Consider the following 14,504-nt stretch of genomic DNA (forward strand, 5'->3'; position numbering starts at 1 on the left):
TAAATTTAAGAATAATATGGTTATATTAAAACTTATTCATAATCACTAATTGGCGCGCATGAACAATGTAAATGACGGTCGCCATATACATCATCCAAACGTTTAACCGCTGGCCAATATTTATTTTGTTTCGTTGCTTCACTTGGGAATACCGCACATTCACGGCTATAACCATGTGTCCACTCTTGCACTAATTCATATTGTGTATGAGGTGCATTAACTAATGGATTATCATCAATTGGCCATATACCTTTATCTACCTGTGCAATTTCAGCACGAATAGAAAGTAGCGCTTCAATAAAGCGATCAATTTCAACTTTACTTTCAGACTCTGTTGGCTCAATCATTAATGTACCCGCAACAGGGAATGACATGGTTGGAGCGTGAAATCCATAATCAATTAAACGCTTCGCCACATCCATTTCACTGATACCGTAATTCGCTTTTAATGGACGGATATCGATAATACATTCATGTGCGACATAACCATCAGCGCCAGCATAAAGAATGTCATAATCATTTTTCAGACGTTGTGCAATATAGTTCGCATTTAGGATTGCCACTTGGCTTGCTTGTTTAAGCCCTTGTGCGCCCATCATACGAATATACATCCAACTAATAGGGAGTATTGAAGCGCTACCAAATTGAGCGGCAGAAACAGCGCCTTGTGTCGTGACATTTTCCATTTCAACAACAGAATGCCCCGGTACAAATGGTGCTAAGTGTGATTTCACACCAATAGGCCCCATTCCTGGACCACCACCGCCATGAGGAATACAGAAAGTTTTATGTAAGTTTAAGTGAGAAACATCCGAACCAATAAAGCCCGGTGTCGTGATCCCCACTTGCGCATTCATATTGGCACCATCAAGATAAACTTGTCCGCCGTATTGATGAATGATTTCGCAAACTTCACGAATACCTTCTTCATAAACGCCATGTGTTGATGGATATGTCACCATTACACAAGAGAGTTCTGCTTTATGCTTTTCTGCTTTGGCTTTTAAGTCTGCAATATCAATATTGCCATTATCATCACAACCGACAACCACTACTGTCATACCGGCCATATGAGCAGAAGCTGGGTTAGTACCATGTGCTGAACTAGGGATCAAACAGATATGTCGCGCTCCTTCACCACGGCTTTGATGATAACGACGAATAGCTAATAAGCCTGCATATTCACCTTGAGCACCCGAATTTGGTTGCATACACATCGCATCATAACCCGTTAATGCAGCAAGCCAATTCGATAGCTGCCCAATCATCACTTGATAGCCTTTCGCTTGATAGGCTGGGCAGAATGGATGTAACTCTGTAAACTCAGGCCATGTAATCGGGATCATTTCAGCAGCAGCATTAAGTTTCATCGTACATGATCCTAATGGGATCATCGCTTGATTCAATGCCAAGTCTTTATTTTCCAAACGATGCATATAGCGCATCATTTCTGTTTCACTGTGATACTGATGAAAGTTTTCATGTGTCAGCACAGTGTCTTTACGTTGCATAGATGCAGGTATTGATACTGACGAGGAGGCAACTTGTTTATCAAGTACATCAATATCACCAGCGAATGCTTTACCGCTGATAATTTCAACAAGCTTTAACACATCTTCACGCGTTGTAATTTCGCTTAGCGTTACCCCTACGGCACCCACAATATCAGTGCGCAAGTTAATTTCAGCGTCTTTTGCACGTTGTAATACAGCCGCTTTATCTGCTGTTTCGACTGTTAATGTATCAAACCAAGTTTTGTGGCGTAATGCCATACCATTTTGTTGTAAACCTGCTGCTAAAATATCCGTTAAACGATGAATACGTTGAGCGATGGTTCTTAACCCTTCTGGCCCATGATAAACCGCATACATCGCCGCGATATTGGCAAGTAACACTTGGGATGTACAAATATTAGAGTTCGCTTTTTCGCGACGAATATGTTGTTCACGTGTTTGCATCGCCATACGTAATGCACGATTACCTGCTGCATCTCGAGACACACCAATAATCCGTCCTGGCATCGCACGTTTATATTCATCACGACAAGCAAAGAATGCTGCATGAGGGCCACCATACCCCATAGGAACACCAAAACGTTGTGCAGAACCTAATACGATATCGGCACCTTGGTGACCCGGAGCTGTGAGCACCACTAGCGCCATTAAATCAGCGGCAACACTAGTAATAATTTTACGCTCTTTTAGTGTTGCTAATAACTTACTGTAGTCATGAACTTCACCCGTTGTGCCGACTTGTTGTAATAGCACACCAAAGACACCTTCAAGCTCTAATACTTTTTCAGCTTTATCAACAACAACATCAAAACCGAAGGTATCTGCGCGAGTTCTGACAACATCTAAGGTTTGTGGGTGAATATCATCAGCGACAAAGAAACGATCCGCATTTTTTAATTTGCTTACACGTTTCGCCATTGCCATTGCTTCGGCTGCGGCCGTTGCTTCATCTAGCAACGATGCAGAGGCGAGATCCATTCCGGTGTAATCAATTGTCACCTGTTGGAAATTTAGTAATGATTCTAGACGACCTTGAGATACTTCTGGCTGATAAGGTGTATAAGCAGTATACCAACCCGGATTTTCTAATAAATTACGCAAAATCACCGGAGGTAATACAGAAGGCGCGTACCCCATTCCAATATAAGAAGTAAAGCGTTTATTTTGGCTGGCGATCGCTTTCAATTCAGCTAAGGCTTCTTGCTCTGTTGCCCCTGCACCCACATTCGGAGGTGTTTCTAATTGAATATTATCTGGAACAATTTTTTGAGTTAATTCATTTAATGAGGAGACGCCAACAGCACTGAGCATCTCTTTAATCTGTTCTGGTGATGAACCAATATGGCGACGAATAAACTCATCGCGATACTCTAACTGATTTAAAGTCTGTGTCATTGCAAGTAATTTCCTGAATTCACTATGAATGGATAGGTAAATAGCACTCGGCTTAAAGCACGTTGAGATAGCATTACGATAACCAGCTAACAAATAAAAACGCCCCGACATTGATTTTGACGGGGCGCTTCGTTTTACTCTTCGCTATCTACCAGTTCTTGATAACCAGCAGCATCAAGTAAGTCATCTAATTCGCTTTCATTATTTGCTTTAATGCGAAATAACCAACCTTCTTCGTAAGGTGCACTGTTCACAAGTTCTGGAGAACCATCTAATTCTTCATTTACGGCGATAATTTCACCTGATAATGGTGCATAAATATCTGATGCAGCTTTTACTGATTCCGCTACCGCACAATCATCACCGACGGTAACTTCTCTACCCACTTCTGGTAGATCAACAAACACCATGTCACCTAATAATTCCTGTGCATGTTCAGTAATACCGATAGTGTATTCACCATTGCCTTCTGAACGGACCCACTCATGAGATTGTGCGTATTTTAATTCACTAGGTATTTGACTCATTGACCTTACTCTCCATTTAAAATAATTATGCGTGTTATACCAATGCTTTACCTGAACGAACAAAGCCAGGCTTTACCACTTCTACTGGCATCTCACGATTACGCATTAATACAATTGCGCTATCTTTTATACCTGCAGGAACTCTTGCTAATGCAATACTAAAGCCTAATGTAGGTGAAAAAGTACCACTAGTAATAATACCTTCTCTTAATTCGCCTAAATCATCAGTGAAGTGTACGCCAGTGCCTGCACGCAACACACCTTTCTCTCGCATAACAAGGCCGACAAGTTTATCTGTGCCTGTTGCGCGTAATTTTTCTAATGCTTCACGACCAATAAATTGACGATCTTCCGGTGCCCATGCAATCGTCCATCCCATATTCGCTTCAAGTGGATTAATAGTTTCATCCATCTCTTGGCTATATAAGTTCATTCCCGCTTCTAAACGTAATGTGTCTCTTGCACCTAATCCTGCGGGTTTGACTCCCACAGCTAATAATTTTTTCCAAAAATCGACAGCTTGCTCTTTTGGCATTGCGATTTCATAGCCGGCTTCACCGGTATAGCCCGTTGTTGCAATAAACAAGTCGCCTAGCTCTACACCATAGAAAGGCTTCATGGCAGAAACAACTTGACGTTGCGCTTCGCTTAATAGGCTTTGTACTTTCTCTTGTGCATGAGGGCCTTGAACAGCAATTAATGCTAAGTCGTCACGAACAGTGATATCAACAACATAATCTGAAGCATGTTGTTCAATCCATGCCAGATCTTTTTCACGAGTAGCGGAGTTCACCACAAGGCGATAGAAAGAATCATCAAAGTAATAGACGATAAGATCATCAATTACACCACCTGATGCATTAAGCATACCAGTATAAAGCGCCTTACCTTTTTCGGTGAGTTTAGCGACATCATTCGCTAATAAATAACGTAGAAAATCTTTAACTTGCGAGCCATGTAAGTCAACAATGGTCATATGAGAAACATCAAACATACCTGCATCACGGCGTACATTGTGATGTTCATCTATTTGAGAGCCATAATGCAGTGGCATCATCCAACCATGAAAATCGACCATACGAGCACCGCAGGCTACGTGCTCATCATACAACGGAGTCTGTTTTGCCATTCTTCCCTCTTTCTACTTTTACTTTAGATTATTCAGAGAACGCAATTTGTTAAATATAAAATTAAACTTGATTTGAAATCATAGTGTTAATCTCAAGACTAAGTTTATTTTTAAACATTGATTTAACAAATACGAGCAATTAACGTACAACGCAAACGATACCATCCCCTTGAACTTAGCATTGTGAGAAAAAATAAACCATAAGTTAAAATAGGGTATTGTGTCTCTTAATCATAATGTAGACATATGGGTATGCAGAACTAATGATTGCAATTATGCGTATCAGCGCTCATTTTTAGCGAAGAATGACTAAAAAAAAGGAATTAGTGCAAAGAATAGACTGAAAAAATAGATTTTTTTAGTTCTATTTCTTCAGTCAGATATAAATAAAAGTAATGTGAAATTATAGAGGAATTAGATTTTTTCAACTGAAGTGAAATTTTTATCACTTAACCATTCAGGTAAATCAGAAAGTCCCATTGCTTGCTCAAGTAACTTAGGTTTTACCCCCGGTAAACTATCTGCTAACGAAAGACCGATATCTCTAACCAGTTTTTTAACCGGGTTGTTGCCGGCAAAAAGTTCACGAAATCCTTGCATGCTTGCCAACATGACAGCTGCAGCATGTTTACGACGACGCTCAAATCGTCTCAAATAGAGATATTCACCAAAATCTTTACCTTCCGCTTTTAAGCGACGGATCTCACCAATTAACTCAGCAACATCCATAAAACCAAGGTTAACACCCTGTCCTGCTAAAGGATGAATAGTATGAGCAGCATCGCCTAATAGCGCTAAGCGAGGAGCTGCAAATTGACGGGCGTAACGACCTGTTAATGGTATGGTCATGCGATCACTTATTAATTCACATTGGCCTAAACGCATATCAAAGGTCACACCTAATGTGCGCTCAAATAGTTTTTTTTCTGCGTTTTTATAACTTTCAGCGAGATTGTTTGGTAAAGACCAAACAATAGAACAAGTATGAGGATCAGAAAGAGGCAGGAATGCCAAAATACCTTCTCCATGAAAGACTTGGCGCGCAACATTCTCATGAGGTTGTTCAGTACGAATAGTCGCAACTAAAGCATGATGTTCATAATCCCAAAAAGTCAGGGGAATATCTGCATGTTTACGTAGCCATGAATTAGCACCATCAGCTCCGACAACTAATCTTGCTGTCAACATATCACCATCATTAAGGGTAATAAATGCATCATTTTCCCCCCACACCACGCGCTCAATCTGCGTTGATGAATAGAAAGTAATATCACTATGGCTTTCACATTTTTGCCAAAGCACTTCACGAATAAGGTTATTTTCGATAATAGACCCTAAGTGACTGAACCCTTCTTTTTGTGCTGAAAACGCAATACGACCAAAACTATCTTGATCCCAAACTTCCATGCCTTGATAAGGTGCAGTTCGTAATGCTTGTAGACTTTCCCAAACACCTAACTTTTTCAGTAACATTTCACTGGCTGTATTAATAGCAGATACCCGTAATGAAAAATCATCTTGTGGGTGAGAAAGTTTCGTTACAGGGTGATTTTCTATTATCGCTATACGTAATCCACACCCGTGTAATCCACTGGCTAATGCAAGCCCAACCATTCCACCACCAGCAATAACAACATCAAATGATTTCATAATAAAAGTATCCTAAAAAGCGACTATATTTCGTCTATCCAGCCAAGTGTTTGGTGTGCCAATTTATCTCTCATCATTGGAAGCAACTCCATCGTCATTAGCCCTAAGTTGCGAGAAACAATCAATGGCACACAACGATTTGCAAACACTTTCACCAACCCATCAGTAATAGAGATAGTTTTTTCTCTATCTTGTTGGCGAAGTTGTTGATATTGAGAGAGCACTCGATAACTACCAATATCAGTATTGGCATTAATCGCTTGGGTGAGCGTATTGGCAAGAGCCATAACATCACGTAAACCGAGGTTAAAACCTTGCCCTGCAATAGGATGAAGCGTTTGCGAGGCATTGCCAACTAACGCTAAACGATGACCAATAATTTGATTGGCTTTTTGTAGTGCTAAAGGGTAGCAATTGCGCTTGCCAATATGCTCTATTTTTCCTAAACGCCAGCCAAAATCACGCTGTAAATGCGCAATCGTTGTTTTATCATCCCACTGTAAAATTTCATCCAATTTTTCAATAGGATGACACCATACTAATGAGCTACGCCCTTCACTCATCGGTAACATGGCTAATGGCCCAAACTCGGTAAAACGCTCAAAAGCTTTACCTTGAGGGTCGATTTGCGTTTTGACATTAGCGATCACTGCAACTTGATGATAAGGCTCTCGTTGCCATTGAATATGGCACTGGCGACCAATAGGTGAATTAGTGCCATCTGCGGCAATCAGTAAATCACCAGATAATCGTGTACCATTATCAAGTGTTACCTCAACAAAATCGATATTACGTTGAACCTGTTCAACTTTGGCTGGGCAATAGAGCGTGATATTAGATTGTTTTTTTAACTTAGTAAAAAGTTGACGCCCTGCATCATGTAATTCAATAACATAACCCAGAGCTGAGATATCATAATCTTGTGCATGAATATTAACAAAACCACAATAACCTTTATCAGAAACATGAACATGATTAATGGGAGTAACAAAAGGTTTTAATGTTGACCAAAGCCCGATTTGCTCTAACCTCTTCGCTGTTCCATGAGCCAATGCGATCGCTCTTGCATCAAACCCTGGGTGCCCATTTTCAGGCTCTTTTGCTTCAATTAACGAAATTGAAATCTTACCTTTATTTAATGCAGAGAGTGCAAGTGCTAATGTCGCACCGGCCATTCCACCACCCACAATAATCACATTCATGCTGATTTTAGCCTTAAATTTTTCCTGCCATCAGAGCTTCAATTTCATCAGGATCTTTAACGACAGATGCCGTTAAATTCTCATTGCCGGTTTCCGTAATAACAATGTCATCTTCAATGCGAATACCTATACCACGATACTCTTGTGGTACATCTGCATCTGGCGCAATATAAAGTCCCGGTTCAATAGTCAGTACCATGCCTGGCTCTAAAATACGGTCACGCTCCGTGCCATAATGCCCAACATCATGAACATCAAGACCTAGCCAATGACTTAAGCTATGCATAAAGAAACGCTGATAGGCTTTTGTCTCAATAAGATGCTCGATTTCACCGTGCATAATGCCCAGTTTAACCAGTCCTTCGACCATGATATACACGACATGCTCTGTGACTTCTTTGATACTTGTGCCAGGTTTGTACAATTCCAAAGAAACATTGATGGATTTTAAGACGATGTCATAAATTTCGCGCTGTTGACGGCTAAATTTACCATTAACTGGGAAAGTTCGGGTGATATCACCTGCATAACCTTCATATTCACATCCTGCATCAATAAGAACTAAATCCCCATCACGCATTTTGGTTTCGTTTTCGGTGTAGTGCAAAATACAACCATTTTCACCGCTGCCGACAATACTGTTATAGGAAGGGAAACGCGCACCATGAGAGACAAACTCATGTTCAATCTCGCCTTGAAGTTGATATTCATACATACCTGGCTGACATTTTTGCATCGCACGTGTATGTGCTAATGCAGTAATTTTTCCAGCTTTACGCAGTAATTCAAGTTCAAAATCGGATTTAAATAGGCGTTGCTCATGAACAATTGGACGCCAATCAATAATAATTTGTGGTGCTTTTAAATTACGACGAGAACCTTTTCTTAAGGTTTCTAATGCATTAAAAACTATCTCATCAGCAAACGCGTATTCACCTTGAGCATGATAAACAACATCTAGCCCGTTTAATAATTGGTAAAGTTGTTCATTAACATCTTCATAAGGTAGCGCCTTATCAACGCCCAATTTTTCAGGTGCAGCTTCTTGCCCAAGGCGACGACCAAACCAAATTTCAGCGGTTAAATCTCTAACACGATTAAAAAGCACACTATGATTATGTGTTTCATCACTTTTAATCAGCACCAGAATAGCTTCAGGCTCACTGAAACCGGTTAGATAAAGGAAATCACTATGTTGACGATAAGGATACTCACTATCGGCATTACGTTGCGCTGGTGGTGCGGCAAAAAAGATAGCTGCACTCGCAGGCTTCATTTGAGCTAATAAAGCCTGACGACGGGATAAAAATTCTTGCTTATTCATACCCACTCCTGTCTTTCATTTATCTTTATGGTTATCTAATTAATGATGAAATTAATGTAGTACACGTTGCTCATTTTGTTCGTTATTTTCTTTGTCTTTTGGTGCGACAAAAGTGATATAACAAAGTTGAACAGATACTTTTACATATTCACTGACTTCTTCAAGTGCATCTTCAAGTTCTTCTTGGTTTTCGTCTTCTTCGTAACCTAGCGCACCAATATTACGTAAATCCGTAATCACTTCGGTCAATTCTTTATGATCAGACAACTTAGGTTGAGCAACTCCCAGCCCTAAAAGAAAATGATTAACCCAACCCGCAAGTGCATCGGCTCTTGAAAAAACCGATTCAGACTCGTCAGGCACTAGCATAAAGAAGTTGAACACACTGTCATCGAGCTGTTCATAGGTGATGTGATAAAGCTCTTCAAGTGGCTCAGATAGCGTTTTAGGAAAAGCTAAACCTTCATTAGTCAGATCGTGCAATAAGGTTTTCCAACTGCTATCGCGCACTGCACCGCAAATAAATCCTGTAATCAAACCATGCATTTCAGCCGCGGTTAAAGGTACTGTATGTTGCTGTAATAATGCATCAATAGTTTGATAATTCGGTAATGTGTTCTGTTTTGACATAAGAATAAACGTCGCATTTAGGGGAATAGTTCAAGATATGCTACCATCAATAGAAGTCGCTGTACCAGTTAAGCCATGTTAATCATTGGAATTTTTGCAGTAATAGCGTTTAATACAGCGTTATAACCGTATACACTACTAAACACGTAGCACAGATTTTATGTCAGGAAGGAATCATGTCCGCACAACCCGTTGATCTTCAAATTTTTGGGCGTTCATTACGTGTCAATTGCCCACCAGAACAAAGAGATGCTTTACTGGCTTCTGCTGCTGAACTGGAACAACGATTACAAGATCTCAAAGAACGTAGTGGTGTTTCCAATACAGAGCACTTAATTTTTATCGTGGCATTAAATATGAGTCATGAGTTGGCAGAAGAAAAGTTAAAAACCAGAGACTATGCCTACAACATGGAAGAGAAGATAAAAATGCTACAACAATCCATTGAACAAGCTTTACACGATCAAGGCAAGCACCATGATCGCACTTTTTCAACAGCGAAGTAGATTTGTTCAGAAAGCATGCGTACACCACGAAATTCACAGATAATAGGTTGCTTTCTACAATTAAAATAATACAATAGTTCATAGATAAGGTGCTTAACGCACCCACCAAATTTCTCTGAGATGTTTGCCAGCGGGCCAGTCCCCTGAGCCGATATTCGAAACACATAGAACGTGGTGATCTGTTGCTTGTGAGCATACCCGATTCGTTCAGGCAGCCTAATGGTAGCAACACTATGTTCACCTTGGACCATGGGTTCAAGGGTTACAGCTTGCGGCGGCATCTTGGAGACCCCTACTAAAGTTCTAAACATTAGGTATTTTATAACTACTTAGTGTTTAGAACTTTTTTTATGCTTCTATTCTCATATCTTCAACTTCTTCGCTTTCTTACCTCTAAAGTGTGATAAATTGATTAGAATGATGGTTTCAGCTTAATACCAAGCACTTATTGATGGATTAATGAATGACGCATACTTCACTTTTTCAACAAAGAGATGAAATCCGCAAAACTATTCGCCAAAAACGACGTTTACTGACATTAGACGAACAACAACAGGCAGCTGAACAATTATGTAAGCAAGTTCTTTCTCACCCCAAAATCAAACATGCACAAACTATCGCACTGTTTCTTTCTTTTGATGGTGAAATTGATACATCTCCTTTGATCTCTCAGCTGTGGGCATTAAATAAACAGGTTTGCTTACCTGTATTACATCCATTTCATCGTCATCACCTCCTTTTTTTACGCTACACACCTTCTACTGTATTAGTTAAAAATCGCTTTAATATTTCTGAGCCTCCTTTAAATGTGAATATGGTTATTCCTATCTCTGATATTGATATTATTTTTACACCGTTAGTGGCTTTTGATGCACTAGGCCAACGATTAGGTATGGGAGGCGGTTTTTACGATAGAACATTAGAAAACTGGCAACAGAAATCATTTTACCCAATGGGGCTTGCTCATACTTGCCAACAAGTTGAATATCTCCCGACCGCTACTTGGGATGTTCCATTGCCTGAAATTATTACACCAACAAAAGTATGGCACTTTTAATTTAAGTTTATATTAATACGTAGTTATATCATCTTTGTTTTTTTATATTTTTTTTAATTGAATTAATATCTAATAACTCTTTTATATAAAATAATTATAAAGGAGTTTAGACGAGAAATGAAATCTAATATAGAAAAAATAATAATAAGCATTAATATAATTCTAGAAATAATGGGAAAAGAAAAAAATACATCAAGCAATCAAAACACTATCAAATCATTAGAAGATAACTATAATTTCAAGTTAAAATCAAAAAAAATAGATGTCTTAATTAACACCCCATTATTACAGCCTGTTATTTTCTTTGATGAAAAAAACGAGCCATTCATTTTATTAAAGAGCAATCAACAAGAATTTCTTATTTTTTCCATAGAAAGAAAGGAAACCGAAATTTTAACTAAAGAAAATTTTATTAAAGTTTGCACGGGTGCAATATATCATCTTGAATTTAAAAACAAAAGTTACTTTAATATTTCTTGGTTTTTCCCTGTTTTTATGAAATATAAAAAAACATTTTATAGTATTTTATTCTATGCATTTACACTTCAACTATTAGCACTATCCTCTCCTCTAGTGATCCAAGTTATTATGGATAAAGTTATTATTCATAAAGCGCTATCTACTTTAGACGTATTAATTATAGGTTTAATTTTCATTGCTATTTCAGAAGGTGTGTTAAAGGGAATAAGAGAATATATATATCAACACACTGCAAATAAGATTGATATATTATTAAGTCTAAAACTGACATCTCATTTATTTAAATTACCACTCAGTTATTTTAAATCTCGTCCAACGGGAACCATTGTTTCTAGAGTTAAAGAGTTAGATATTATTAGAGATTTTATTACAAATATATTATTAATGGCTTTAGTTGATTTTTCGTTTATGTTTATTTTTATTGGTGTTATGGCGATATTATCTCTAAAGTTGACAATTATATTTCTTCTCACTATTCCTCTCTATTTTATTTTTGCAAAACTGCTATCACCAAAAATAGAAAAAAATGTTCAAGAATTATATGAAAAATCAGCGAGTAATGTGTCTTTTTTGACCGAAAGTTTAGGTGGAATAGAAACCATTAAAAGCCTTTCTCTTGAGCCAAGGTTTACCCAGCAATGGCACGAACAAATTCATCAATTAACCAATAAGGGATTAAAATTACAGAACATTGATAATTTCTCCCATTACATTATTTCAATTCTACATAAAATAACCGTAGCCACTATTTTATGGTTAGGTGCTTATGAAGTTATTTCACTATCAATGACTATCGGCCAGCTTATTGCATTTAACATGTTACTTAGTCAATGTTTACAGCCACTAGGAAAATCAATAGATATCTGGGGGAAATATATAAGAACAAAAGCAGCAATTTATAATTTACAAGATATTCTTAACCTTCCCCAAGAACAAGAAAAGGCAACGGTAAAAAATAAACTAAAAGGTGAAATCACGTTCAATCAGGTAAATTTTTACTATAAAGATAAAACTGCACCTATTTTAAATGATCTCTCAATTCATATTAAACCTAATGAGATCATTGGAATTGTTGGTACATCAGGTTCAGGAAAAAGTACGTTAGCAAAAATGATTGCGGGACTTTATACACCGCAAACAGGTTTAATTACTCTCGATGGGATCCCTATTTCTCAAATTAACCCTATATCATTACGCCAGCAAGTAGGTTACATCCTACAAGATAATTATCTCTTTCATTTAAGTGTATTTAATAACATTCGATTATCTGTTCCAGATGCCTCTTTAGATCAAGTTATCTCCGTCGCTAAATTAGCAGGTGCGCATGATTTTATACTTAAACTTCCTCTTGGTTATGACACCATAATTACTGAAGGTGGAACCTCATTATCTGGTGGGCAACGTCAACGCATTGCTATTGCAAGAGCTCTTTTACCAGAACCAAAAATATTAATCTTCGATGAAGCAACAAGTGCACTTGATGATGAATCTCAGGCAATTATACAACGTCATTTACCTTATATCGCTAGAAATAAAACGGTTATTATTATTGCTCATAGATTATCAACAACAAAAATATGTAATCGTATTTTATTTTTAGAAAAAGGTCATATTGTAGAACAAGGAAGTCATGAAACTCTTATAAAAAAAGAGGGGCACTATAAAAAACTTTTAGCATTTCAACAGGGTAATAAATAATGAAATTTAATCTTAAATCACTTAATCTTTTTTCTTTTAAAAAATTTTTTATAAAAAAAGAAAAAATTAATTATGATTTTTATCCAAACCATATTGCATTAATTGAAAAACCACATACACCTTATAGCCATTATATTGCAATGTTACTTTCATTGAGTGTAGTAATATTACTATTTTGGTCTTATATTGGAAAGCTCGATATTCAAGCACCTGCAATAGGAAAATTAATCGTTTCAGGACATTCTCAGCGCATTCAAGTCTATGAACATAGTCGCTTAATGGAGATCCATGTTGAAAATGGTCAATTTGTTAATCAAGGTGATCCATTATTAACACTTGATGTTTTAGGGGTTGACGAAGAAATTAAAAAACTTCAGAGTCAGATAAAAATAACCTCATTATTAAAAACTCGCTATCAAGCATTAAACCAGAATGTTATACCTCAATCACTTAATCACTATAACTTACTGGATAGTAAAACACAGCAGTCTGTCGTTTTAAGTTATCAAAAAGAAAAAGAAGAGTTTGATTCTATTCTAAAAGGTATCGATACAGAAATAGAAATTTTGCATAAAAACAAAGCATTAATTAAAAAAGATCTTAATTCATTAATTATATTAAAAAATAATATTGAACATCGTTTTAATATTATTAAATCACTTTATGATAAAAAAATAATCAGCAAAATGGAATATTTAGAGAATGAAAAAGAACTTATTGATATTAATAGCAAAATAGCAACAAAAACTTCAGAGTCATCAATTTTATTAAGTCAAGAAAAACACCTTCAAGATAGCCTTGCTCAAACCAAAAAGAAGAAAGCGTTAGAGTGGTATGATAAATACAAACAATATGAAAATGAATTAGTTACTTATACACAAAGTTTAAATCATTTACAAAAAAGACAGCAATTAAAAATCATCAAAGCGCCTGTTTCTGGTACTGTTCAGCAACGAGAAGTTCATACGCTTGGTGCAGTTTTACAACCTTCTCAAAATCTTATGGTAATTGTACCTGAAACCCAAAGGAATATTGCTGAAGTTAATATTTTAAATAAAGATATTGGTTTCATACGTAAAGATCAAAAAGCAATTGTAAAAATTGATGCCTTTCCTTATACACGATATGGCACCATTAATGGAAAAATTATTAATATTGCGAAAGATTCAGTCCAACATGAGCAATTAGGATTAGTTTATCCTGCTTTTATTGAATTAGATGAACAATTTATCAAAACGGAAAATGAAGAATACCCATTAACTGCAGGAATGTCTTTAGTTGCTGAAATTATTATCGATAAAAGACGAGTCATTGATTATTTATTAACGCCAATAGATATTTATCGACATGAAGCATTAAGAGAAAAATAATAACACCATAATTAAAGAAAAT

Annotated in this window: 11 protein-coding genes and 1 other RNA gene; 5 read left to right on the top strand and 7 right to left on the bottom strand. The window is 37.1% G+C overall.

Annotation, left to right across the window (positions count from 1 at the left end; genetic code table 11):
• Window positions 1-32: 32 nt before the first annotated feature.
• From gcvP to DK858_RS07570, 7 genes are all read right to left on the bottom strand, one after another.
• On the bottom strand, window positions 33-2,909 hold the full coding sequence (gene gcvP / locus DK858_RS07540; protein WP_109396872.1) for an aminomethyl-transferring glycine dehydrogenase: 2,877 nt from the start codon (window positions 2,907-2,909) through the stop codon (window positions 33-35).
• Between the two features lie 134 nt (window positions 2,910-3,043).
• Window positions 3,044-3,436, bottom strand: coding sequence for a glycine cleavage system protein GcvH (gcvH, locus tag DK858_RS07545; protein WP_109396873.1), 393 nt, complete (start codon window positions 3,434-3,436; stop codon window positions 3,044-3,046).
• A 34-nt stretch (window positions 3,437-3,470) separates the two neighbouring features.
• A complete protein-coding gene (gcvT, locus tag DK858_RS07550; RefSeq protein WP_109396874.1) occupies window positions 3,471-4,565 on the bottom strand; it encodes a glycine cleavage system aminomethyltransferase GcvT in 1,095 nt (364 codons plus the stop codon).
• A 414-nt stretch (window positions 4,566-4,979) separates the two neighbouring features.
• Window positions 4,980-6,215: an FAD-dependent 2-octaprenylphenol hydroxylase gene (ubiI, locus tag DK858_RS07555; RefSeq protein WP_109396875.1), complete on the bottom strand. Its 1,236-nt coding sequence runs from the start codon at window positions 6,213-6,215 to the stop codon at window positions 4,980-4,982.
• A 23-nt stretch (window positions 6,216-6,238) separates the two neighbouring features.
• A complete protein-coding gene (ubiH, locus tag DK858_RS07560) occupies window positions 6,239-7,417 on the bottom strand; it encodes a 2-octaprenyl-6-methoxyphenyl hydroxylase (protein WP_109396876.1) in 1,179 nt (392 codons plus the stop codon).
• Window positions 7,418-7,430: 13 nt separating this feature from the next.
• The gene (gene pepP, locus DK858_RS07565; RefSeq protein WP_109396877.1) at window positions 7,431-8,741 is read right to left on the bottom strand and encodes a Xaa-Pro aminopeptidase; all 1,311 of its coding nucleotides are present in this window, start codon (window positions 8,739-8,741) and stop codon (window positions 7,431-7,433) included.
• Window positions 8,742-8,792: 51 nt separating this feature from the next.
• Window positions 8,793-9,371 (bottom strand): YecA/YgfB family protein, encoded by a 579-nt coding sequence (locus DK858_RS07570; protein ID WP_109396878.1) that lies wholly within the window; start codon window positions 9,369-9,371, stop codon window positions 8,793-8,795.
• A gap of 176 nt (window positions 9,372-9,547) precedes the next feature.
• Here DK858_RS07570 and zapA point away from each other — a divergent pair, with 176 nt between their 5' ends.
• From zapA to DK858_RS07595, 5 genes are all read left to right on the top strand, one after another.
• Entirely contained in the window at window positions 9,548-9,877 is a 330-nt protein-coding gene (gene zapA / locus DK858_RS07575) for a cell division protein ZapA (RefSeq protein ID WP_023581530.1), read from the top strand.
• A 109-nt stretch (window positions 9,878-9,986) separates the two neighbouring features.
• Window positions 9,987-10,170: non-coding RNA, 6S RNA (gene ssrS, locus DK858_RS07580), on the top strand.
• Window positions 10,171-10,340: 170 nt separating this feature from the next.
• On the top strand, window positions 10,341-10,934 hold the full coding sequence (locus DK858_RS07585) for a 5-formyltetrahydrofolate cyclo-ligase (protein WP_109396879.1): 594 nt from the start codon (window positions 10,341-10,343) through the stop codon (window positions 10,932-10,934).
• Window positions 10,935-11,051: 117 nt separating this feature from the next.
• Window positions 11,052-13,112: a peptidase domain-containing ABC transporter gene (locus DK858_RS07590; protein WP_109396880.1), complete on the top strand. Its 2,061-nt coding sequence runs from the start codon at window positions 11,052-11,054 to the stop codon at window positions 13,110-13,112.
• Complete coding sequence (locus tag DK858_RS07595) at window positions 13,112-14,482, top strand: HlyD family type I secretion periplasmic adaptor subunit (RefSeq protein WP_109396881.1); 1,371 nt, start codon at window positions 13,112-13,114, stop codon at window positions 14,480-14,482. Before DK858_RS07590 ends, DK858_RS07595 begins: the two co-directional genes overlap by 1 nt.
• The last annotated feature ends 22 nt before the right edge of the window (window positions 14,483-14,504 follow it).

Source organism: Proteus faecis, assembly GCF_003144395.1.
In the GTDB taxonomy this organism is placed as follows: domain Bacteria; phylum Pseudomonadota; class Gammaproteobacteria; order Enterobacterales; family Enterobacteriaceae; genus Proteus; species Proteus faecis.

What these genes read in the sequence shown, in the direction of transcription:
- gcvP (WP_109396872.1), bottom strand. Translation starts at nt 2,909, where the DNA reads ATGACACAGACTTTAAATCAGTTAGAGTATCGCGATGAGTTTATTCGT.
- gcvH (WP_109396873.1), bottom strand. Translation starts at nt 3,436, where the DNA reads ATGAGTCAAATACCTAGTGAATTAAAATACGCACAATCTCATGAGTGG.
- gcvT (WP_109396874.1), bottom strand. Translation starts at nt 4,565, where the DNA reads ATGGCAAAACAGACTCCGTTGTATGATGAGCACGTAGCCTGCGGTGCT.
- ubiI (WP_109396875.1), bottom strand. Translation starts at nt 6,215, where the DNA reads ATGAAATCATTTGATGTTGTTATTGCTGGTGGTGGAATGGTTGGGCTT.
- ubiH (WP_109396876.1), bottom strand. Translation starts at nt 7,417, where the DNA reads ATGAATGTGATTATTGTGGGTGGTGGAATGGCCGGTGCGACATTAGCA.
- pepP (WP_109396877.1), bottom strand. Translation starts at nt 8,741, where the DNA reads ATGAATAAGCAAGAATTTTTATCCCGTCGTCAGGCTTTATTAGCTCAA.
- DK858_RS07570 (WP_109396878.1), bottom strand. Translation starts at nt 9,371, where the DNA reads ATGTCAAAACAGAACACATTACCGAATTATCAAACTATTGATGCATTA.
- zapA (WP_023581530.1), top strand. Translation starts at nt 9,548, where the DNA reads ATGTCCGCACAACCCGTTGATCTTCAAATTTTTGGGCGTTCATTACGT.
- DK858_RS07585 (WP_109396879.1), top strand. Translation starts at nt 10,341, where the DNA reads ATGACGCATACTTCACTTTTTCAACAAAGAGATGAAATCCGCAAAACT.
- DK858_RS07590 (WP_109396880.1), top strand. Translation starts at nt 11,052, where the DNA reads ATGAAATCTAATATAGAAAAAATAATAATAAGCATTAATATAATTCTA.
- DK858_RS07595 (WP_109396881.1), top strand. Translation starts at nt 13,112, where the DNA reads ATGAAATTTAATCTTAAATCACTTAATCTTTTTTCTTTTAAAAAATTT.